Source organism: Sorangium sp. So ce693, assembly GCF_051521375.1.
Lineage (GTDB): Bacteria > Myxococcota_A > Polyangia > Polyangiales > Polyangiaceae > Sorangium > Sorangium atrum.
The window spans coordinates 9,786,815-9,808,713 of record NZ_CP150347.1; the positions used below are offsets into that span (position 1 = coordinate 9,786,815).

Sequence of the window (21,899 nt, forward strand, 5' to 3'; positions counted from 1 at the left end):
TAAAACGCGGACAGACGAGCAGGCGCCTACGCGCTCCTTTACGTACGCACGTACGCAAGCACGCACGGCGTTACGCATGGCGGCATCTCATGCGTAGCGCCGCGTCATCCGGGCGCAGAAGTCGGCGAACTCCTCGATCTGCTGGGGAGGGCTCGTGTGGTGGGGCCGGACGCCGGCGTGCTCGGGGGTGAAGCAGTAGGTCAGGGTCACCTCGAACGGCTCGAGCGCCTTCATCTGCCGGTCGAACCAGGCCTCCGCGCCAGGGCGGAAGCTGTCGGCCCAGCTGAGGCCCGTGCGGAGGTGGCGCACCCCGAGCTCCTTCAGCCACGCCACCGCGTCGTCGAGCCGGTGGTCCTCGAAGTGGAACCACTGGCACAGACCGAATTCAGGGGTGTACTCCGGGAAGAGCCGGAGCGCGCGCTTGGGCGTCCCGTCCTCGCGGAGCAGGCCCATGTAGAAATGCCGGTAATACGACGAGCCCTCGGCCTCGCGGTGCCGGGTCGTCGCCGGCCACGCGCGCGGCAGGTCATAGAGGCTGTACCAGTGGATCCGCTCGACCTTGCCGCGGAGCAGCTCGGCGCTCCGCCGGAGGCCGAACTCCTGCACCTCCTCGGCGCCGAACGTGGAGACGCCGACCTCGGTGATCCAGAGAGGCCTGTCGGTCACCGCGCGGATCTCCTCGAGCTTGGCGGGCCACTCGTGGATCTGCCAGTGATTCCAGTCGAGGGGGAAGCCGTGCACCGCGACCACGTCGACGTGCTCGAGCACGCCCTGCCGCCCCATGTTGGCGATGAACCCCGGATCGATCGGCGAGATGCCGCCCAGCACCCGCAGCAACCAGTGGCGCTCGCTCCGAATCGCGTCCGCTGCGAGCTTCACCATGGTTCCATACGTCGTCCACTCGGGATCGATCTCGAAATCCCAGTGCGACTTGTTGTTGGGCTCGTTCCAGAGCATCACCGCCTCGATCACGCCAGCTCTCCCTTCTCGAAAGCTCGCCTCGCCGGGTAGACGGCGCCGGGCGGACGGCCGCCGGCCCTCTCGCGCCGGCGGCAGAGGTAGACCTCGGGCTCGGGGTGGTTCACGATCTCGAAGCCGGCGCTCCGCAGCATCGCCTCGGCGCAAGCCCGGTTGGGTACCCACCAGTTGGTCGGGTCGTGCGCATAGCTGTGCTCCACGAAATGGAGCCGGGGATAACCCGCCTCGTCGAATATCTCCTCCTCGGAGAAGGGAAAATCTTCCTCCAGCGGCGCCACCTCCGCGCTGCCGCGCTGCATGCTCTGGAAAATGAGCGTGTGTCCGACCACGTGCTCGTGGAGCAGATCGAGCGCCAGGAGCGGGTGGCGGAGGTGGTACAGGACGCCCAGGAAGAGCACGAGATCGAAGCGCTCTCCGAGGCTGCCGACGTCGTACACGGAGAGGTTCCGGAACTCGATGTCCGCCCCGGAGACCTCCGCGGCGAAGCGCGCCTGCGCCAGGTAGTCCTCGTCGCTGTCGATCCCGAGGACGCGCGCCGCCCCGCGCCGCTTCATCTCGAGCGAGTAGAAGCCGGCGTTGCAGCCGATGTCGAGGACCGTCTTGCCCGTGAGATCCGCCGGGACGGCGTCGGCGAAGCCCCTCCATTTGAACGCGGGGTAATCGCCCAGGAAATGGTCGGGCGCCGTCTTTACCCCGCCGAGATCGAGGTTGTGGAACCACGGCCCGAGCCCGCGCACCCGCTCCTGGATCTGCTCCCGCGTCCACTTCGTCGCTCCCTCGACGCACCTCTCCATGGCCCCTCCCTTCACGCGGCGGCGCGGCTGAGGAGCTGGATGGCCTCGTGGTAGCCGTGCAGCGTCCCCACGTCGACATAGGCCTCTCCGGCCCGCACGGCGCGCGCGCTGCCGCCGCGGGCGAGGTACTCGTTCACCAGCGTCCCGATGTACGGGTCCTCCCGCCCGCGCTCGCACCAGAGGCCGTGGAGCTCTTGCATCACAGCCCCCGTGAGCCTGAAGGCGCCCCAGACCCACCGCGAGCGCGCGCCTCGCTGCTTGACCTGGATCTCGAGCACCCGGCCCTCCTCGTCGGTGACGACCGCGTCGAAGAGCTCCGGATGCTCGACCGGAAAGAGCAGGAACGAGAGCCCCCCGCCGCCGAGCGAGCAGAGCCCGTGCTCCGGGAACCACACCGTGTCGGGGAGCCCCACGAGCACGTCCTCCTCCGGCCGGATCCAGGGGAGCGACCTGAAGATGGCGTCGCAGAGCCCGGCGGCGGCCGGCTGCACCACATAACAGATGTGCGCCGGGCCGACGCTCGCGCCGTAGTACTCGACGATATCCGACTTGCCCGGCGAGATCACCATGCAGAGCCGGGTCGCCCCGGCGAGCACCATGCGATCGATGAGGTACTCGCTGACCGCGCGCGGCCGCTCCACGTCGCCGTCCCTGCGCGTCCCCACCGGGAGCAGCTCCTTCGAGAACGCGAGCGGCTGTATCCTGCTGCCCAGGCCCGCCGCCGGAATCACTCCCCACATCGCGTCGTCCTTCCGTTGCATGAGCCGACCTCGACTGCGTTCAATGAGCCGAGACCGACTCGAGAATGGTCACGAGCTCCGCCGCGCGGCGCGCCGCGCTGTGCTCCGCGAGCACCCGCTCCTGCGCCGCGCGGGCGATGGCCGCGATCTCGCCCGCCGGGAGCGAGAGCGCCGCGACAGCGTCGTCCGTCGTCGCCGCCACGAGGATCTCCCTCCCCGGCGTGAAGAACCGGTCGAGCCCCTCCCACCCGTCGCTCAGGATCGGCGTCCCGCAGGCGGCGGCCTCGAAGAGCCTGCCGGAAGGGCAGTACCCCATCGCCGCCATCGCCCCCCGCGTCACGTTGAGCGTCAGCCGCGACGAGCAATAGAACGCCGGGTGATCCGGCGGCGCCACGTGGCGCACGTAATAGACGTTCTGCGCCCACGGGAAGTCCCCGGGATAGAGCGAGCCCCCGATGACGAACCGCCTCTCGGGCAGCCGCCTCGCCGCGTCGAGGAAGAGGCGGGAGAGCGCCGCCTGCCGGTCGGCCGCGTACGTGCCGAGGTACGAGAGATCCCCGCGGAAGCCGTCCCGCGGCGGGACCGGGCGGTGCACCGCCGGGTCCGCGCTGCCATAGAGCGGGAACACCCGCCGGGCGCCGAGCTTCGCCTTTAGCTGATCGAGCGCCGCGCCGCCGGTGTAGCTGAGCACGCAGTCGAAATCGACGAGGCCTCGAGGGCCGATGTAGCCGACCGGCTGTCCGGCCTGGATGCGATCCAGCGTCACAGGCGTGTCGAGATCGTAGAAGACCTTGAGCGCGCCGGACTCGAGGACCACGTCGGTCGCGGGGCCGCCGTCTGGGCAGTACGACGTGACCATCGCCGCGTCGGCCTCGCGGACGGCGCGCCTGGCCTCGGGGAGGACGTCCTCGAACGAGGTGTAGAGCCGGAGCGTGTTGCCGTGCGAGAGCGCGCTCAGATCCCGGTGCGCGGCGTAATACGGGACGTCGCGCTCGAAGAAGGTGACGCGGTGCCCGGCCCGCCCGAGGGCGGAGACGACGCCGCGCCACAGCGTGGCGTGGCCATTGCCCCAGGAAGAGCTGATCGTCAGACCGAAGATGACGAGCCTCATGGCGGAGCGGACCTCCTCCATGCCTGCATCTCCGGCGCCGGCGCCGCCGGCCTGTCCGGCTCGCGGAGGATCATCGCTTCCACCTCGGGGCGGCAGCGTATCCGCGGCAAGAGCGCCCTTGCCTCGGGCCGGAGGCGGCGGAGCGTGTACGCCACCTTGGCGCGGGTGTGCTCGGGCCCGTAGCAGTCGAGGAACCCGGCGCTGTTCAGCGAGAAGAACGAGAGCGCGTCGGCGTCGTTGAGCAAGGCGAGCTCGGCGTCGTCTCCCGGCCGCTCGTGCGACGCCACCAGGGCGCCGATCCGGTCGAGGACCTCCGGCGCGAGCCCGACGCCGGCGAGCGCGGCGCGCGTCAGGGCCGCCCCGCGCCGCGCGTGCTCGTCCTTGAACGCCTGGTAGTCCGGGGCGCGGTGCTCACGCCGGACGTCCGCCTCGGAGACGAGCCGCTCCACGTCGTGGAAGAGCGCCGCCGCCTGGACCGCGACGCCGGCGCGCGGCTCGAGGCGGAGCATCCATTGCCAGACGTCGACCGCATGATCGTAATCGGCGCGGACGAGCGGCCTGTCGAGATCGTGGAGCTCCCGGTGCCGCCCGAGGATCCGGGCGAAGACAGCGGTCGCGGAGGCGAGGTTCCTCCTGCGGATGAAGCGCTGACACCGTGTGAGGACCTCGTAGGCGGCGCGCGCGGCGCCCGCTCGATCGAGCCCCTCGATCCGGAGGTCGAAGAGGCCGCCGGCGTCGAGCGCGTGCAGGCGGGTGTCGAGCGCCCACAGGTCGAGCGCCGACGAGCGCCACGCGCGGCCGTCGACGACGGCGTGGAGCCCACCCCCGGATGGGCCGGGCGCGCCGCTCTCCACCGCCACGCCGGGGAACTCCCTGGAGAGCGCCGCCCTGTCGGACGGGGAGAGGAGCTGCGCCCCGCAGATCGATGGTCCATCGCTGCTCGAGGGGGGGCCGTCGATGAGGATCAGGCGCTTGAGCATGAGCGTGCGCTCTCCGGTCAGCCCGGGCATGGAGCTCGACACAGCTGCCGCGCGCGGCTGCCGCGGACGAACAGGGACCGCAGGTGGGAACCTATCGCCGTGGTCCTCACCGCACCATCGCGGAAATTCCGTAGAGCACCGTCGGGAAAGAAATGAGCGCGAGACGTGGGATCGCCGTAGCCAAGCCCGCCGCGGCGATCTCCTCTCGGCGCTCCGCCCCGAGCCCCGCCCCGTGGCCGCCCTGCCACGACAGCCGCACTGGGTCCGCCTGTGCTGTGCGCCCGCCGCCTGGGGTCGCCCGGGCGTGGCCCACTGCCCCTGATACCGCATCTCCGGGTAGGTCGGGTCTGTGACGAAGACATAGCGCGACAGGTAGTGCGCTGCCGGGACCCCATTGACGAACTCGGGATCCACGATCCCATTGAACGCCGCGCCGCGCGACATGTACGTCGAGACGTGGAACGGGTGCGCGTCATCCTGGCTCTTCCCCAGGGCGGCGGATCGAGGAGAACAAGGCGGCGTGTTTCCCGTCGGCGCGGGAGCTGGCCCAGGATGATCGCAGCGCGGCCAGGTGTTCCTGCCGCCGCTGCAGGCCGAATTTATGAGGCGCATCACACAGCGGACCGGCTCCCATTGCGCGCCGCGGCCCGGTAAGCGAGGGTGACGCCGATGCAGCTTGCGCAGCGCCTGGCCGGGCTTGAGATGTCGGCCGTCCCCGTGTGGATCCTCGACGTGGACCGCTCGCGGGTCTGCTGGGTGAACGAGGCCGGCCTGGAGCTGTGGCGGGCGCAGGATCGCGACGAGCTGTTCGCGCGCGATTTCTCGACGGTGCCTGCGCCGGTCCGGACGCGCATCCAGGCCCTCGCCGCGCAGGTACGCGAGCGCCGCGTCGTGCGCGAGAGCTGGACCTTCTACCCGCACGGGGTGCCCGTGACGGTGACGCTCCACTCCTCGGGCGTCGAGCTCGACGATGGGCGATTCGCGCTCCTGAACCAGGCGCTTCCCCCGGATGGAGCCCCTGAGCCGGAGCTCCTCCGAGGCATCGAGGCGCTGCGCCACACCTCCGTGATGATCGCGTTCGTCGCCCCGACCGGAGAGCTCCTGATGCAGAACCCGGCGGCGCTGCGGGCGTTCGGCCGCACCAGGATGTGGAGCGCCTGGCTGAGCGAGCCCGGCGAGGCGGACGCAATGCTCAAGGCGGCGCTGGACGGCGACATCGTGGCGCGAGAGATACTCGTCCGCACGGTGGATGGAGAGCGCCTGCACGCGATCGAGGGGCGAGCGGTGCGTGATCCCGTGGCGGGCGGCCTGGGGGTTCTGCTCCACCACACCGACGAGACGGCGCGGATAGGCGCGGAGCGCTCCGCCGAGGAGCGCGGCCGCCTTCTGGAGGAGCTGAACGCGACGCTGGCGCTGGTCGAGCAGCAGCGCGGTGAGATCCTCGCCCTCTCCGCGCCCATCCTGGACGTGGGCGAGCGCGCGCTGGCGCTGCCGATCATCGGGGCGCTGAGCCGAGAGCGGAGCGCGGAGATCGCGGCGCGGCTCCTGCCTGCGATCGCCGGCTCCGGGGTCGACCGGGTGATCCTCGATATGACCGGCGCCGCGGCGCTCGACGAGGCCGGCGCCAGGCACCTGATCGAGATGGTAGGAGCCATCCGGCTGCTCGGCGCGTCCGCCATGATCACGGGTATCCAGCCCGCGCTGGCCCGCACCCTGGTGGCATCGGGCTTTGACGGGACCGGCATCACCATCGTCGGCTCCATCGCCCAGGGCCTCTCGCGCTCCAGGAAGCGCTGAGTCGAAGCCACCGTCGTGCTCCGGCCGGGCATCCGCCCTCGTCCTGCCGCAGACCTTCGACCACCTGGCACACGTCGGTCAACGATTGGCACAAAGCGGCACCACGATTCGTAACCTCTCAAGATTTCATTGCATTCAGGACGGCACAAAGCATGCTCCTCCGGGCCATCATGAACACCGAGATGGCAAGGCGAGCGGTTGGGGTCGGGGTGTTGGCGGCGAGTGCGTCCTTCGGAGGGGGATGCATGGCCGAGGTCGTGGACGGCACCGATGAAGCACGGGATGAAGTGAAAGAGGAGGAGACCGCCTGCTGGGCTGACTTCGGCCCCGAGGCGCCCGGCGAATGCACCATCGGCGAGGAGCGGGAATGCCCTGACAACGATCCCCATTCGGGGAGCGGGTTTTGCCGTGAAAAGTGCGTGAACATCGACGGCGAGGCCGTCTGGGGGCTCAGGACCACCTGGCGCGAGTGCCCCTTCGTTGAATCGGCGTGGCACATCGGAACATCGCCCGAATGTACCTGTTTCACGCCTCTCGTGCTCTCCTTCGACAATCGCCCGGTGGAGTTCACCGCCGAGGCGGGCGCCGCCTTCGATCTGACCGGCACCGGCGTGTGCCACGCGAGCGATTGGCCCACCTCGGCGACGCCCTGGCTCGCGCTCGATCGCGACGGCGACGGCGTCATCCAGGATGGAGGCGAGCTGTTCGGCTCGGCCGCGCGGCTGGGGAGCGGGGGATTCGCGAAGAACGGCTTCGAAGCGCTGCGGGAGCTCGACGCGGACAACAACGGCGTCTTCGACAAGCACGATCCGGCGTTCGCCAGGGTGGTCGTCTGGTCGGATAACAACCTCGACAGGACGAGCGAACCCAGAGAGATCACGCCCCTCGAGACGCTCGGCGTGACGTCGATCGATCTCCGCGACTTCCGCGAGTGGCGCTGCGACGCGCGCGGCAATTGCGAGGGCGAGCGGAGCGCGTTTGCCTTCACGGACGCCGCTGGCGTGGCGCGCCGGGGGACGGTGACCGACGTGTACATGTCTCGTCGATGAGCGCCGCGCGGTGCTCACCCGGGCAAGCGGCGTGCTGTGCCGCTTCGCAGCGAGCGAGAGCTGCGCGACTTGCGGTGCAGCGGGCACGACACCGGCGTTAGCCCGACGAGATCCCACCCCCGCTTCGGCCCGAGCCGTTAACATGTAAATCCCATCGTTCGCACGTGAATTCACATGACGAGGTTTCGCCGGCGCAATATGAGGCGGAGTTGCGGTCGAGATGCGCTTCGAAGCTACCAAGCGCGCACCCTCGCAAGGATATGCCGCACCCTTCCACGATGCCCCTTACCGGCCATTGCCCGAGGAGACGTTTCGTCATGAGAACGCTTCCCAAGAACCGCCATGCAACGTTCGGCTCGATCCTCTGCGTCGCCTCCCTGGGCGTCTTCGCGTTCGGTCCCGGGTGCAGCGCGGCCTCGTCAGACTCCGCCGGCGCGGAGCAGGTCGGCGAGGCTGACGAGCACGTCACCGCGGCACAGTGCGAGTACTTCGATGTCAACGGCAAGGTCACGATCTGCCACTACACCGGCTCGGCCAATCACCCCTACACCGTCCTCAAGATCAGCGACCAGGGCTGCATCAACGGGCACGCGGCGCACGCGCACGACTACGTCGCGGTAAACGACCCGACCTGCCAGGGCGGCGGGTGCCTCCCCGTGAACGCGCCGTGCGACGCCACCCTACCTTGCTGTGACGGCACGCAGTGCATCAACGGCGTCTGCAAAGACCTCTGCGAGGGCGTGACCTGCACGGCGTCCGACCAGTGCCACGTGGCCGGCACCTGCGACCCGCAGACCGGGCTCTGCTCGAACCCCGTCGCCCCTGACGACACCGGCTGCGACGACGGCGACGCCTGCACGCAGACCGACGCGTGCCAGGCCGGCACCTGCACCAGCGGCAACCCCGTCACCTGCACCGCGAGCGACGAGTGTCACGTGGCCGGCACCTGCGACTCCTCCAGCGGCGTCTGCTCCAACCCCAACGCTCCGGAGGGGATCTACTGCAGCACGGGGATCTGCAAGACCGGGGCATGTTACATGCCCACCCTGAGCTTCCAGGCGAATCAGGACTACGCCGGCTTCAACCGCCCTCAGGGCGTGGCGGCGGGGGACGTCAACGGCGATGGCAAGCCCGACCTCATCGTGGTCAACGTCAGCAGTGCCAACGCGAGCGTGCTGCTGGGCAACGGCGACGGCACCCTCACGGCCGCCGCCCCCGTCGGCGGCATCGGCACGAACCCCGGCGGCGTGGCGCTGGCGGACCTCGACGGCGACGGCAAGCTCGATCTCCTCATCGGGGGCTTCAACGTCCCCGGCATCGGCGGCCTCCGGGTGCTGCTGGGCAACGGGGACGGCACCTTCCAGGCCCCCGTCCTTCATGCCGTGGGCAATCAACCGGTCGGCGTGGAGGTGGCGGACTTCGACGGCGACGGCAGGCTCGACGTCGTCACGGCCAACTTCGTCGGCAGCAGCCTGAGCGTGCTGCTGGGCAACGGCGACGGCACCCTCCAGCCCGCCGTCGACTACACCGACCTCGGCGCCCGCACCCCCAACGACGTGGCGGTGGCGGACGTCAACGGTGACGGCAAGCTCGATCTCGTCTCGGCCAACGCCAACAGCAGCAACCTGAGCGTGTGGCTCGGCAACGGCGACGGCACCTTCCAGTCCGCCCTCCTCTACGCCTCCGGCGGCAGCTTCCCCGGAGCCGTGGCGGTGGGGGACCTCAACGGCGACGGCAAGCCCGACATCGCCGCGGCCCACCAGAGCTCTGCCAACGTGACCGTGCTGCTGGGCAACGGCGACGGCACCTTCCAGTCCCCCGTCGTTCATCCCGTCGGCGGCGGTTTCCTGCTCGACGTCGCGATCGCGGATCTCAACGGCGATCTCAGGCCCGATATCGCTACGACCAGCTTCAACAACCGCGCGGTGGGCGTGCTGCTGGGCGACGGAGCCGGCGCCTTCCAGCCCGTCACCTTCGTCTCCACCGGCAACAACAGGCCTTACGGCCTGGCGGAGGTGGACCTCAACGGCGACGGCAAGCTCGACGTCGCCACCACCAACTTGCTCGAAAACAACGTGAGCGTGCTGATCAACCAGTCGTTCTAGTTGGGACGGCGTTGCCAATTGGACGCCGCGCAGCGCTGTACGAGCCTGCGCGGCGCTCCGTGCGGCGACCGTGCGTCGCGGCACGGTCGCCGTTCTACTCGGCACGACGTCCGTACATGCCAATGGAGGAGCTTCCCAGAGTGCGCGAACGACGCGCGCCAGCGTATCCTCATCGAAATCCGAGGCGGCCCGCCAGCCCGAACTGCGCGCGCTCTCGGCCATGGCGCACGGCGAGGGCTGCAGGGAACGACCATCGCGGCGGCGGTGCTGCCCGCGGTCGCCAGGCTCAGGGACGATCGAGCCAGGGTGTACGGCGATCTCGTCCTGAATTCGCTGAACGATGCGGCCCGGCGGGCGCTGGAGACGATGATAAAGGACAAGTGAGCGACGACAGGACGAAGCCGGCGGCCTCGCGATTGAACCACATCTCGCCGGGGCCCACAAGCCGTACCAAGGTACGGATGGTCGTCCCCACTTCGTATCGCTAGCTTGCGCGCGGGACCTTCCACCGGAAAAGGAGTATCGCCGATGAGGCGCAAGACACCGCTCGTCCTCATGTCCCTCTTCACGCTCCTGGGCGCGAAGTCCGTCACAACGCTCAGCGGGTGTACCTCCACGCCGGCAGAGGACGACCACCTCGGGAGCGCGGAGCAGGCGATCACCGCACTCCGAGTGCAACTACTTCGCGGTGAACGGCAAGGTCCAGATCTGCCACCGTACCGGGTCGGCCGAGAACCCGTACCAGGTGCTCAAGATCAGCGAGCAGGCGTGCATCAACGCGCACGCGTTGCACGCCGGCGACTACGTGGCGGTGAACGATCCGACCTGCCAGGGCGGCGGGTGACTGCCCGAGAACGCGCCCTGCGACGCCGCGCTGCCATGCTGCGACGGCTTCCACTGCCAGAGCGGGACCTGCGTCGCCAACGTCTCCGACCGCTGCGCGCCGAGCCCGTGCCAGAAATATCCCTCCCGGTGACCCCGGCGGAGAACTCGGCCTGCCAGGCGGAGATCCTGAGCTGGGCACAGCAGAAGGGCGCGACCTGCCATTGAGGACAGGCGACTGGATCTGGCTTGCCGCCATCGAGGGCGGCATCGCGCTCCCGGAAGCGGCGCCGTCTCCGGCGAGGCGCGCGAGGCGCTCGGCGAGCTGCGCGCGGCGGCCGTCGAGACGCTGAACGGGCTCGGTGGCGACCTCAGCCTCTGGGCAGCGTCACGGGTCGTCGCGACGAGGAGGCGTAGGAGTGAAGCTATTCACGTGCCTTTTGCAGCAGGATCCCCAGCTCCACCGCGGACCTCGCCCCCAGCTTGGCCATCACGCGCGCCCGGTGCTCCTTGACCGTCCGCTCGGTGATCCCGAGTTCCCCCGCGATCTGCTTGTTGAGCAGCCCCCGCGCGACGGCCTCGCAGACCTCGCGCTCTCGCGCGGAGAGGAGCGCCATCCGCCCCGCGAGGGTGGCAGGCTCGATGGCGGAAGGCGCCGCGCACCGGCTCGGCTCGGCCTCGCCGGGCGCCGTTCCGGCGGCGAGGAGACCGCGCCGGCGAGTCTCTTCCGGGCGCTCTCCGAACGCGCGCACGTACGCCGACTCGAAGACCTCGCGCCGGGCGAAGCCGGCGGCACGCGCGACGTGCAGCACGGCGAGGTGCGGCTCGGCGAGCAGCGCCCGCTGCGCGCGGACAAGGCGCCGATCGCGAAGGAACGTTCCGAGCGAGGTCCCGCGGTGCGCGCGGAACGCCGCCTCGACGGAGCGGGCGCTCGTCCCGGCAACGGCGGCGAGATCGATCGCGCTGATCGGCCCGGCGGCGTGCGCGTCCACGTACTCTTCGACCCGCCGGAGCACCGTCCGGCTCGACGGCGGCGTGGGTCGCTCCAACAGGTGAGCGAGGTTGTGAGGCTGCCCCAGCAGCAGGGCGCGCGAGAGCGACTCGGTCAGCCCGGCGAACACCTGGGGGTGATCGATGTCCGTGCCCGCGTTGATCTCGGCGGCCATGAAGCGGCAGAGTCGTTCAACGTAGGATCCGCTTCCGGGGCGGGAGTCCAGCGAGAGCTGGAACTGGAAGTCCTCGCGGACGACCTCGCCGGTGATCGACTCGAGCTGGGAGCAGAGATAGCCTCGGTCGAAGCGCACCGTGATGACGTCCATCGCGCCGTCGTAGTTCACCTTCGAGCGGCCGTGAGCCGAGAAGATGGCTGGGCCGCCGCCGTGTCCCAGGGTCGCGCGGTCGCGTCCCAGCGCCGCGCGTCCGCTGCCGCGGACGGGAATGACGAGCATCGGCGCGTCCACCTGGGCGTCCAGGTAGATCGCGTCGCTGGTATGGTCCTGGACGAAGAGGATGGGGCCGAAGTCCACGGCGTGGGCGCGCCACTCGAAACCGCGCGGGAGCGCGGGGTCGACTTCCCCGTAAAGCCCCTCCCATATGGATACGGCGGTGTGGTGGTCGCGGGTGTGGATCTCGAACCGGCGGGGCACGTCCTCGTGAGTCGCGCGGGGCATGGGGGGTTCGCCTCCAGGATCGATCGCGGATCGGACGGCATGAAACGTCAGCGCTGTCAGGAAAGCAAGCGCGCCCTAACGACGCAATCGTGGGATGACCTGCGGCGGGTACTCGGACTGTGGGCCGGTCTGTCATTTTCAGGGCGGCGCGTGGTCCTGCACGACGCCGGCCGCGTGTCAGCCCCTCGTGTGCCCCACGGACACCGAGGCGCCGCCCATGCTGGACGGCACGGCGTGTCCGGAGCACGTCGGCCTCGAGCGCCCCAAGGCGCCCGGCTGCAGGGAGGACGCCGCTGAAGCTCCTGATGCGCCGCCTTTGGTGGACGTCTCGGACGTATCGTGCTCCTGAAATCAGCGAGCTATTTTTTCCTTAGCATTCTGAAACCCTTATCCAGTACCATTTCTATAATTACCAATGATTATGTATATTCCTTGGTAACTTTCCATCGAAAGGAGTCACCCATGCCGTTAGATCGAGACCTTCTCAAGCGCGAAATCCTGCCGATTCCGGACCGGCCCTATGTCGGCCCGGTGATGTACAATGCCCAGGATCCAGCTTCCCACTTCCCTCCGATCGAGCCGATCAGACCGCCCTCGAAAGCCCCCAACGTGCTCCTCATCCTGCTCGACGATGTGGGCTTCGGCGCCGCGGAGCCCTTCGGGGGGGTCATTCATACCCCGACAGCCAAGCGGCTCGCCGAGGGCGGACTCAGATTCACCCGTTTCCACACGACAGCCCTGTGCAGCCCGACGCGCGCCGCCTTGATGACTGGCCGCAACCCCCACTCCGTCGGCATGGGTTGCATCACCGAGCTGTATACCGACGCGCCTGGCTACACCTCGATGATCCCCAACACCGCCGCCTCGATCGCCAAGATCCTCAGGTACAACGGCTACTCGACGGCTCACTTCGGCAAGTGCCACGAGGTGCCCGTCTGGGAAACCGGCCCATCGGGGCCCTTCGACCACTGGCCCACCTACATGGGCTTCGAGAAGTTCTATGGCTTCGTGGCAGGCGAAACCAACCAGTTCTACCCTACCCTCTACGATGGAACGACCTACATCGAAACGCCTCACGACGGGGACTACCACCTGACCACAGATCTGACAAACCAGACCATCAAGTGGATCGAGCAGCAGAAGGCCATGGCGCCGGACAAGCCATTCTTCATCTATTTCGCTCCCGGCGCGACCCATGCGCCCCACCAGATCCCGGACGACTGGCTTGACAAGTACAAGGACAACGAAAACTTCGCCAAGGGCTGGGACGAACTGCGCGAAACGATTTGCAAAAAACAAAAATCGCTTGGCGTCATTCCAGAGGACGCGGAGGCGGCGGTCAACGAGGACGTTCCAAAGTGGGACGATGAAATGTTCGACGGCATAAGGGATTCCCTGCGCCGCGAGATGGAGCTCTACGCCTCTTTCCTCCAACAGACGGACGAAGAGGTCGGCAGGGTGATCAAAACGCTCGAGGACCTCCACCTCATGGATAACACGCTGATTATTTACATCCTCGGCGACAACGGCGCTTCCGCCGAAGGAACCTTCATGGGCACCTTCAACGAGATGATCGGCTTCAATGGCATCCAGAAACCTCTCGATGAGCAGAAGACGATCATCAAGGACAACATAGACAAGTTCGGCACCAAGGAAGCCTACAATCACTATGCCATCGGCTGGGCCCAGGCCATGTGCACGCCGTACAAGTGGACCAAGCAAGTTGCCAGCTTCTTCGGCGGCACGCGCAACGGCATGATCGTCCATTGGCCTGGCCACATCGACCGGGGCGACAGGGGGCTGCGACACCAGTTCACTTACGTGATCGATGTGCTTCCGACGATCCTCGAAGCGGCCGGATTGCCGGAGCCGTTGAGCGTCGACGGAGTGCTGCAGATGCCGATCGAGGGTACGAGCTTCCTCCGGACGTTCAAAGAGCAGAATGCGCCCGAGTTCCGCACGACCCAGTACTTCGAGATGTTTGGCAACCGTGGCATCTACCATAACGGCTGGACCGCCGTCACCCTCCACTCGAAGCCCTGGGACTGGGAATCCAATCCGGACTACGAAAAGGATACGTGGGAGCTCTACTACACGTACCCATGGGGCGAGGAGTCGACGCATGAGGTGGATTGGACCCAGGCAAACAACCTCGCCCAAAGGGAGCCCGAAAGGCTAGCGCAGCTGAAGAAGCTTTTTGAGATCACTGCTGCCCGATATAACGTCTTTCCCCTCAACGACGAAAAGACCGAGCGCCTAGAACAGTCGCCCCCCCCGGTCGGCACGAAGCAGAAGTACGTCGACGGCAGCTTCGTCTCCGACCCGTGCGTGATCAACAACTTCAATCGTTCATTCATGATCACGGCAAAGATCGAGGGCCCCCACGGGGATGCGCCGAACGGCGTGATCCTAGCGCGGGGCAACGATTTCGGCGGATTTGGCCTCTATGTCAAAAACGCAAGGCTTACTTACGTCTACAACTACCTTGGGCTCGAACGGTACTACGTCCAAGCCGAACCTCTGCTGCTGCCTCTGTCCGAAGCGTACGAGGTCCGCATGAAGTTCACCTACACTGGCACGGATACGGGCGAGGGCGGCAGAGTGGAGCTCCTCGTCAAGTGGCCCAGGGACAACGACTTCAAGCCTTTCCCGCTCGTCCCGTTCCCGGCCATCGGTGAGGACCCGCTCAACTATACACCGAAGGATATGCCGCCGGGCCATATCCTCAAGACCAATCCGATCATCTTCAACGTGGACGCCTTCCTGATGGTCGGCAAGAAGACTGGCGGCCCGTTGTGCCCCGACTTCGCAGGTAGCGGGAACAACCGCTTCCCCGGCAAGGTGCACTGGGCGGAGATCGAGCTGACGGGCGAACCCGCCAAGGTGAGCCCCGAACACAGATTGCACGCGCTGGAGGCGATCCAGTGACACGTTGACCCGGCCGCGGGCCAGCCGCCCGCAGCTCCCCATGGCGAACCGGTCGTCGGGCTCGACCTCGACGTATCGCGCAGATCGCCATCGTTCGCGCGCGCGAACGATGGCGCCTGTCCAGAAATGACAGCGAACTGTCCACGAACGGCAAGACAAGCGCTCGGCCGAGCTCGTCGCTGTTGCATCCTCGCCTGAACCTATGGTGGAAGATCGCTCCGTCATCGAGCTCGGCAGGGTCGCCGCGGTCGGCCACGGCGCTGCGTCGTGGTCTCCGCAAGTGAGGCATTCAGGCAGCGGCAGGCGGCGGCGCGCGACTGGACCTCGACGACGGGGACCGGCGGCGCGCACCCACCGAATGCCATGCAGGGGCTGCGTCAACATCACCTCCGAATGCGCCGATTCGACGCTGGCATCAAACTTGAATTCGGCCCGACCCTTCTCCAGCCAGCGCAAGCACGACATTGAAAGGATGACACCCATGCGGTCTCTTGCAGGCTCACTTCTCCACGCTCTGACGATCCCGGCTCTCTCTTCCCTGCTGCTCGCGGGCTGCACCAGCGCCGGCCCCTCCGCGGCCGACGGAGACGAAAGCGGGGAGGCCGTGGGCGAGGCCCATGACGCGCTCACCTCGGCGGAGAAGCTCCTGCTGATGGAGGTGGTCGTCTCCCCGACACAGGCCGAGTCCGTCGCGATCCGGAACCCCGGAAACACGCCGATCGTCCTGACCGATTATTACCTCGCCGATTACAACACGTATTACAACGTGGCCGTCGCCGGGGCGCCCGCCGCCACCAGCGACTTCATCGTGCGATTCCCCGCCGGCGCTGTCATCCAGCCGGGCGAGACCCAGTACGTGGCGATCGCCGGCGGCGAGTGCTTCAGGACCTCCTGCGGCGTGACGAGCCCGTTCACCGGATACGGGATCTATCCCACGTACGAGATCGCAACGGGCGCCGCGACCACGACGAGCCCCGCTGTCCCTGACATGCTCGTGCCGGTCACGAACGGGGTCGGCACCGCGTGGGGATTCACCAATGGGGGCGAGCCGGTCATTCTGTTCTACTGGGATGGCATGACGAACCTCGTGACCGACGTCGATTACGTGTTTTATGGAGCGGCGGGGCCCCAGGCCCCGGTGAACAAGACGGGCGTCACGGTCAACGGCTCGACGTACCTGCCGGACACGGCGGACAATCCCGCGCTGCACGCGCCCCTGTCGATGAATACGACAACGATCAACACGTGTCGCGTGGACCTCACGGAGACCGGCCAGGTCACGATGGGCAGCAATGGCGTCAGCGGCCGCGACGAGACCAGCGAGCCCTGGTCGACGACCTGGACCGCGTGCGGCGTGCCGAGCGCCGCCGATATCGACCTCGACACGGTCCTCAACAGCATGGATAACTGCCTCACGGTGTCCAACGCCGCGCAGACCGACACCGACGCCGACAGCGTCGGGGACGCCTGCGACAACTGCCCGACCGTGGCCAATGGGGTGCAGTCGGATGCGGATGCCGACGGCGTCGGGGACGCCTGCGACACCGAGCCCGACCTGACTGCAGCGCTCACGGACTCGGCCGATCCCGCCTCGCTCGGGGACAGCTACAGCTACACGCTGACCATCGACAACGTGGGCACGGCCGATGCGACGAACGTCGATGCCAGCACGACGCTTTCCGGCGCGACGGGTACCGTGACTGCTGCCGTTGCATCCCAGGGCTCGTGCACGGTGACGGGCGCCACCATCGACTGTGCGCTGGGTACGCTCTCTGCCTCGGGACAGGCCACGGTCACCATCACGGTGGAGCCTGGTGCCACCGGTACCATCACCGCGAGCAGCGCGGTGAGCGCCACCGAAAATGATCCGAATCCCGGGGACAATTCCGACAGCGAGTCGACGACCGTCAATAATGGACATGGGTGCACCATCATTGGAACCAGCGGCAACGACACGCTCAACGGCACCAATTCGAATGACGTGATTTGCGGCCTGGGCGGCAACGACACCATCAAAGGCAACAACGGCAACGACACCCTGTACGGGGGCTCGGGCAACGACGTGCTCGATGGCGGCAACGGTGACGACGTACTGCACGGCGGGGACGGCGACGACACGCTGGGCGGCGGCAACGGTCAGGACACGCTGTATGGAGAGGCGGGGAACGACTCGAACTACGGAGAAACGTTCCTGGGCAGCCTGCTGTACCTGTTCGACAACGGCAACGACACCATCTACGGCGGGCCCGGCAACGACAACCTCGACGGTCAGAAAGGAGACGACACGCTGATCGATCACGAGGGCACGGACATCATGTCCGGCGGCCTCGGCAACGATACGATCGACGTGGCGGATGGTCAGGGTGGCGATACGGCAAACGGCGATCTCGGATTCGACACGTGCATCACCGACGGGGGCGACACGGCGACGAGCTGCTGAGCGCGCGACGTGGGCCGCGCGTCGATCGCCGTGCGGCTACGAAGCGTCGTCGGAATCGAAGAACCCTGGCGGGCAGGGGCAGCCTGGATCATGAGGCCGCCATCGTGCTCGTAGAAGGGGGGCCACCAGATCCGCAGGTCTCCGAACTCTCTCTCACCCTGATCTCCGCCTTGGGCTCTGGGGGTGTACACTCGGCCCATGTCGGTGGGTCGAGGAACCTTGTCACCGGGCGATACCATCGCCGGCCGTTGCCGCATTGAGACCTAGCTAGAGCGCCGAGCATGTTGAAAACCGTCTGAGTCCAATAGGTTACGCTGCCGCCTTCATCTGCCGCTGGGCAGCCTCGAGATTCTGGATCGCTGTCGCGCGCCGGAGGTCGAACAGCTTTCTCTTGGCGCCGATGTGGTGGCTGCGTCGAGCGCGCGCGCCGCCCTCGGAGACGCTTTGAGATGATCGAGACTGACGCCCCCTGGGCCTTTCATTCTCTCCGGGTTTGGTTTAGGGTACGCTTCATGAAGCGCCTCACTTCGATTCTCTCCTTCTCCACGATGGTCCTGCTTCCAGCGGCGGCGCACGCCGCGGCGGAGAAGCTCGTGCTGATGGAGGTCGTCGTCTCCCCGACACAGGCGGAGTCCGTCGCGTTCCGGAACCCCGGAAACACGCCGATCGTCCTGACCGATTATTACCTCGCCGATTACAACACGTATTACAACGTGGCCGTCGCCGGGGCGCCCGCCGCCACCAGCGACTTCATCGTGCGATTCCCCGCCGGCGCTGTCATCCAGCCGGGTGAGACCCAGTACGTGGCGATCGCCGGCGGCGAGTGCTTCAGGACCTCCTGCGGCGTGACGAGCCCGTTCACCGGATACGGGATCTATCCCACGTACGAGATCGCAACGGGCGCCGCGACCACGACGAGCCCCGCTGTCCCTGACATGCTCGTACCAGTCACGAACGGGGTCGGCACCGCGTGGGGATTCACCAATGGGGGCGAGCCGGTCATTCTGTTTTACTGGGATGGCATGACGAACCTCGTGACCGACGTCGATTACGTGTTCTATGGAACGGCGGGGCCCCAGGCCCCGGTGAGCAAGACGGGCGTCACGGTCAGCGGCTCGACGTATCTGCCGGACACGGCGGACAATCCCGCGCTGCACGCGCCCCTCTCGACGAATACGACAACGGTCAACACGTGTCGCGTTGACCTCACGGAGACCGGCCAGGTCACGATGGGCAGCAATGGCGTCAGCGGCCGCGACGAGGCCAGCGAGCCCTGGTCGACGACCTGGACCGCGTGCGGCGTGCCGAGCGCCGCCGACATCGACCTCGACACGGTCCTCAACAGCATGGATAACTGCCTCACGGTGTCCAACACCGCGCAGACCGACACCGACGCCGACGGCGTCGGCGACGCCTGCGACAACTGCCCGACCGTGGTCAACGTTGTTCAGTCGGATGCGGATGCCGACGGCGTCGGGGACGCCTGCGACAACTGCCCGACGGAGCCGAACCCCGACCAGGCGGACTCCAATAGCAATGCCATCGGCGACGCCTGCGACGCGTCGGGCGAGGGTGGTATGGGTGGTGGTATGGGTAGCGGCGGCGGCATGGGCGCCGGCGGCACCGGCGGCAATGGCACCGGCGGCTCCGGCGGCAATGGCACCGGCAGCAATGGCACCGGCGGCAATGGCACCGGCGGCACCGGCGGTATGGGCACCGGCGGCGCCGGAGGCAATGGCAGCGGCGGTATGGGCACTGGCGGTGACACGACATCCGCGACCACGGCCGCCACGACCGGTACCGGCAGCGCGGGCGGCAGCGAGGATGACGGCGGTTGCGGCTGCCGCGTGACCGGCGACGAGTCGCCGCGGAGCGCGTCCTACGCTTCGCTCTTCACGATCGCGGTGGCCGCGCTCGGGGTGCGGCGCCAGCGCTCGCGATCCCGCTAGACCGACAGCAGCGGGGGAGGCATCCCAGAAAATCTCCTCGCCGCGCCGCAGGTCTTCATGAAATGCGACCCGGGCCCAGCGGTCAGGCGCCGGGCCTGGGGAGCTCGCCGTGGCCGATCCGTCGCCCCGGGCGGCCGTGGTCGCCTCACTCGTCGGCCCCCTGAGCCGCGCCGTCGCCCGCCCTCGGGGATGAGGTGGCGGCCTGGGTCGTTCACGAGGCGATCGGTCGGCTGCTCGGGCTGGAGGAGGACGCCGCGCGCCGGAGCGAGCACGACCGGCTCGTACGGGGAGCGCCGGTGCGGACGTACCGGGTGGGCCGGAACGGCGCGCTCGAGTGGCAGGGGCATAGGCGGCCCCTCGCCTCGCATTCGCGAGCCCGTCGGCATCTCACGAAACTGACCGCGGCAGTGCTAGGGTGCGCCGCGTGCCGACGATCTTCACCAAGGGCGATCTCCTCAACACCCCGGATCTCCACGCGTACGCGCACGGCGTGAGCTGCGTGGGCAAGATGGACACGGGGATCTCCGTGGCCTTCAAGAAGCGCTGGCCGGGCCTTCTCCCGGCGTTCGAGCAGCGGAGCGCCGAGCGGAAGCTCCAGCTCGGGGAGGCCTTCGTCTGGAACGAGGGCGGCGACACCGTGTACACCCTCGCGATCCAGGAGAACGCGACGAAGAGGCCCTCGCTCGCCGCGCTCGAGCGCTCGCTCGTCGCGATGGTGACGCACGCCGCCGAGGCGGGGATCGCGCGGATCGGCGTACCGCGCGTGGGCGCCGGCAAGACCGGCCTCGAATGGCTGCGCGTCAAGAGCATCCTCGTCAAGGTCGCCAACGACAAGCCGGTCACGCTCGTGGTCTACGAGCAGTTCGTGCGCGCCCCGGGCGCCTGACCCCAGCGTTGGAGGAAGTGATGCGCACCCGCGGCATCAAGACCGGGGCCTGGTCGTCCCGGGGCGATGCTTGACAGGGCGGGGTGGCCGTCGGATATGGCAGGCGGCAGCCACCTCGGACACCTGGCTGCTCGCCGTGAGCGAACGAGACCTGAAGCTCTCGACGCTGATGAAGCTCGGGACACCGCGTCGCTCCCGGATCCCGGTACTCGGCGTGCGATCGAGCAGGCCGATCACGGGCTGGGCTTGGCTTTGTCCCGCAGGTAGAGAGCCTCCACCTGCTGTCGGGCCCACGGGGTCCGCCGCAGGAATTGCAGGCTCGACTTGATGCTGGGATCGTACTTGAAGCAGCGAATGTTGATCATGCGTCCGAGCTGCTCCCAGCCATGCTGCGCGACCAGGTGCTCGAGGATCATCTGGAGCGTGACACCGTGAAGAGGATTGTGGGGCTGGGGCTGAGTCATATCGATGCTCGGAGGGCGATCGCCCCGGAGGGCCAGCGTGAGCCCGCGGTGTAGCACGTCGCGCGGCGGCCGCCGCACCCACGCCGCCCGTTCGCCCCGAGGAGCGCTCGGTTTCATCGGCCCCGCCCCGTCGCCGCAGCGACCCTGGCGGGACGATTCCGCGGCGGCGAACCGTCCAGAGCCGCGCCGTCGCCCTCGGGGACGAGGTAGCGGCCCGGGTCGTTCACGATGCGATCGGTCGGTTGATCGGGCTGCCGGTGGCACTGCGCCGGTGAGCAAGCTTGGACCGAACGTCGAGCCCGCCGCGGCGAGCGAAGTCCTTGGCCATTCACAGCCTCAGGCTGCGACTGGAGCGCTTCGAGCGTAGTCCGCCATCTGGTCGCGCAAGGCCTTCTGGAAGGCTGGCCGCGCCTCACAGCGCTTGACGTAGGCGTCGAGGACGGGAAATTCGGTCACCAGGTCTGTGTGCCGAAGGAACTTCAGCACGGTCGTCATCAGGACGTCCGCCGCGGTGAAGCGATCGACCAGATAGTCGCGCCCGTCGAGCCAAGCGGAGAGCGCGCCCAGCCGAACTTTCACCGCATCCACAGCGGCGGGACGCCGCAGCTTCGCCCACTGTTCTTCGCCGTGCTGCAGGTCCATCGCGAAGAGGTTCTGGATCGGCGGATCAACCGTGTTGAGCGCGGCGAACATCCAGGCGACCGTGTTGGCGCGGCCGTGCCGATCGGGGGGCATCAGCGCCTCGGAGTCGGCAGCGATGTGATGCACGATGGCGCCCGATTCAAACAGCCACCGACCATCCGCCTCGAAAGCCGGCACCATCCCGAAGGGGTGCTTCTGACGGTATTCGTGCGAGCTCCGCTCGCCGCCATCGATCAGCCTGACCTCATAAGGAAGCCCGGCCTCCTCCAGCGCCCAGCGCACGCGCAAGTCGCGAACAAGCCCCTGCGCGAACGGCGGGGCCCAGGGCAATCCCGTAACGGTGATCTTATCCATTTGAATTCTTTGCCTCTGTGGAGTTGTGTTCCTTGGAGATGGCGCCGGTCCTCGGACGACCTTCGGCCATCCTTCGCTCATGCTCTCGAGCGAAACAAAAAAATCATTCTTCGTCGCGCAGAAACCGGCATGCAGCAGGCGAATCCGGGTGCCGTCGTGGACTTTGGCGAGCGTCCACGTGACGACGGTC

Annotated in this window: 16 protein-coding genes and 1 pseudogene; 8 read left to right on the forward strand and 9 right to left on the reverse strand. The window is 67.7% G+C overall.

Annotated elements, in window-relative coordinates; translation table 11 throughout:
- Positions 1-87: 87 nt before the first annotated feature.
- The 6 genes and pseudogenes from WMF14_RS36565 to WMF14_RS36590 all read right to left on the reverse strand — a co-directional run.
- A complete protein-coding gene (locus WMF14_RS36565) occupies positions 88-972 on the reverse strand; it encodes a beta-xylosidase (RefSeq protein ID WP_437793807.1) in 885 nt (294 codons plus the stop codon).
- Entirely contained in the window at positions 969-1,772 is an 804-nt protein-coding gene (locus WMF14_RS36570) for a TIGR04290 family methyltransferase (protein ID WP_437793810.1), read from the reverse strand. Before WMF14_RS36570 ends, WMF14_RS36565 begins: the two co-directional genes overlap by 4 nt.
- Positions 1,773-1,783: 11 nt before the next feature.
- Positions 1,784-2,512, reverse strand: coding sequence for a sugar phosphate nucleotidyltransferase (locus WMF14_RS36575; RefSeq protein ID WP_373372201.1), 729 nt, complete (start codon positions 2,510-2,512; stop codon positions 1,784-1,786).
- Positions 2,513-2,552: 40 nt separating this feature from the next.
- Positions 2,553-3,623: a CgeB family protein gene (locus WMF14_RS36580; protein WP_437793813.1), complete on the reverse strand. Its 1,071-nt coding sequence runs from the start codon at positions 3,621-3,623 to the stop codon at positions 2,553-2,555.
- On the reverse strand, positions 3,620-4,633 hold the full coding sequence (locus WMF14_RS36585; RefSeq protein ID WP_437804370.1) for a DUF4202 family protein: 1,014 nt from the start codon (positions 4,631-4,633) through the stop codon (positions 3,620-3,622). The genes WMF14_RS36580 and WMF14_RS36585 overlap by 4 nt, the downstream gene beginning before the upstream one ends.
- Before the next feature lie 312 nt (positions 4,634-4,945).
- Positions 4,946-5,215, reverse strand: a pseudogene (locus tag WMF14_RS36590) (hypothetical protein); the annotation flags it as partial.
- 57 nt (positions 5,216-5,272) lie between these two features.
- Between WMF14_RS36590 and WMF14_RS36595 the strand changes: the two are divergent.
- From WMF14_RS36595 to WMF14_RS36610, 4 genes are all read left to right on the forward strand, one after another.
- The gene (locus WMF14_RS36595; RefSeq protein WP_437793816.1) at positions 5,273-6,400 is read left to right on the forward strand and encodes an STAS domain-containing protein; all 1,128 of its coding nucleotides are present in this window, start codon (positions 5,273-5,275) and stop codon (positions 6,398-6,400) included.
- Between the two features lie 245 nt (positions 6,401-6,645).
- Positions 6,646-7,449, forward strand: a complete 804-nt coding sequence (locus WMF14_RS36600) for a calcium-binding protein (RefSeq protein WP_437793818.1) — start codon at positions 6,646-6,648, stop codon at positions 7,447-7,449.
- Between the two features lie 317 nt (positions 7,450-7,766).
- On the forward strand, positions 7,767-9,554 hold the full coding sequence (locus WMF14_RS36605; RefSeq protein ID WP_437793820.1) for an FG-GAP-like repeat-containing protein: 1,788 nt from the start codon (positions 7,767-7,769) through the stop codon (positions 9,552-9,554).
- Positions 9,555-10,242: 688 nt separating this feature from the next.
- Positions 10,243-10,398, forward strand: a complete 156-nt coding sequence (locus WMF14_RS36610) for a hypothetical protein (RefSeq protein WP_437793823.1) — start codon at positions 10,243-10,245, stop codon at positions 10,396-10,398.
- A gap of 403 nt (positions 10,399-10,801) precedes the next feature.
- Here the strand turns inward: WMF14_RS36610 and WMF14_RS36615 are convergent, their stop codons facing one another.
- Positions 10,802-12,046, reverse strand: coding sequence for a LuxR C-terminal-related transcriptional regulator (locus WMF14_RS36615; RefSeq protein WP_437793824.1), 1,245 nt, complete (start codon positions 12,044-12,046; stop codon positions 10,802-10,804).
- 462 nt (positions 12,047-12,508) lie between these two features.
- Between WMF14_RS36615 and WMF14_RS36620 the strand changes: the two genes are divergently transcribed.
- From WMF14_RS36620 to WMF14_RS36635, 4 genes are all read left to right on the forward strand, one after another.
- The gene (locus WMF14_RS36620; protein WP_437793827.1) at positions 12,509-14,974 is read left to right on the forward strand and encodes an arylsulfatase; all 2,466 of its coding nucleotides are present in this window, start codon (positions 12,509-12,511) and stop codon (positions 14,972-14,974) included.
- 421 nt (positions 14,975-15,395) lie between these two features.
- Complete coding sequence (locus tag WMF14_RS36625; RefSeq protein WP_437793829.1) at positions 15,396-17,414, forward strand: thrombospondin type 3 repeat-containing protein; 2,019 nt, start codon at positions 15,396-15,398, stop codon at positions 17,412-17,414.
- Between the two features lie 512 nt (positions 17,415-17,926).
- On the forward strand, positions 17,927-19,363 hold the full coding sequence (locus WMF14_RS36630; protein WP_437793832.1) for a thrombospondin type 3 repeat-containing protein: 1,437 nt from the start codon (positions 17,927-17,929) through the stop codon (positions 19,361-19,363).
- Between the two features lie 424 nt (positions 19,364-19,787).
- Positions 19,788-20,249, forward strand: coding sequence for a macro domain-containing protein (locus tag WMF14_RS36635; protein ID WP_437793835.1), 462 nt, complete (start codon positions 19,788-19,790; stop codon positions 20,247-20,249).
- A gap of 233 nt (positions 20,250-20,482) precedes the next feature.
- On the opposite strand, the gene WMF14_RS36640 is transcribed toward WMF14_RS36635, so the two are convergent.
- Positions 20,483-20,713 carry a VF530 family protein gene (locus WMF14_RS36640; RefSeq protein WP_272095787.1) on the reverse strand — a complete coding sequence of 77 codons (231 nt, stop codon included), beginning with the start codon at positions 20,711-20,713 and terminating at the stop codon, positions 20,483-20,485.
- A gap of 336 nt (positions 20,714-21,049) precedes the next feature.
- Positions 21,050-21,709 carry a glutathione S-transferase family protein gene (locus WMF14_RS36645; protein ID WP_437793838.1) on the reverse strand — a complete coding sequence of 220 codons (660 nt, stop codon included), beginning with the start codon at positions 21,707-21,709 and terminating at the stop codon, positions 21,050-21,052.
- Positions 21,710-21,899: the final 190 nt, after the last annotated feature.

Excerpts from the sequence above, each read along its gene's own strand:
- WMF14_RS36630 (WP_437793832.1), top strand. The coding sequence starts at position 17,927 with ATGAAGCGCCTCACTTCGATTCTCTCCTTCTCCACGATGGTCCTGCTT.
- WMF14_RS36595 (WP_437793816.1), top strand. The coding sequence starts at position 5,273 with ATGCAGCTTGCGCAGCGCCTGGCCGGGCTTGAGATGTCGGCCGTCCCC.
- WMF14_RS36645 (WP_437793838.1), bottom strand. The coding sequence starts at position 21,709 with ATGGATAAGATCACCGTTACGGGATTGCCCTGGGCCCCGCCGTTCGCG.
- WMF14_RS36640 (WP_272095787.1), bottom strand. The coding sequence starts at position 20,713 with ATGACTCAGCCCCAGCCCCACAATCCTCTTCACGGTGTCACGCTCCAG.
- WMF14_RS36570 (WP_437793810.1), bottom strand. The coding sequence starts at position 1,772 with ATGGAGAGGTGCGTCGAGGGAGCGACGAAGTGGACGCGGGAGCAGATC.
- WMF14_RS36620 (WP_437793827.1), top strand. The coding sequence starts at position 12,509 with ATGCCGTTAGATCGAGACCTTCTCAAGCGCGAAATCCTGCCGATTCCG.
- WMF14_RS36585 (WP_437804370.1), bottom strand. The coding sequence starts at position 4,633 with ATGCCCGGGCTGACCGGAGAGCGCACGCTCATGCTCAAGCGCCTGATC.
- WMF14_RS36575 (WP_373372201.1), bottom strand. The coding sequence starts at position 2,512 with ATGTGGGGAGTGATTCCGGCGGCGGGCCTGGGCAGCAGGATACAGCCG.
- WMF14_RS36615 (WP_437793824.1), bottom strand. The coding sequence starts at position 12,046 with ATGCCCCGCGCGACTCACGAGGACGTGCCCCGCCGGTTCGAGATCCAC.
- WMF14_RS36605 (WP_437793820.1), top strand. The coding sequence starts at position 7,767 with ATGAGAACGCTTCCCAAGAACCGCCATGCAACGTTCGGCTCGATCCTC.
- WMF14_RS36600 (WP_437793818.1), top strand. The coding sequence starts at position 6,646 with ATGGCCGAGGTCGTGGACGGCACCGATGAAGCACGGGATGAAGTGAAA.
- WMF14_RS36580 (WP_437793813.1), bottom strand. The coding sequence starts at position 3,623 with ATGAGGCTCGTCATCTTCGGTCTGACGATCAGCTCTTCCTGGGGCAAT.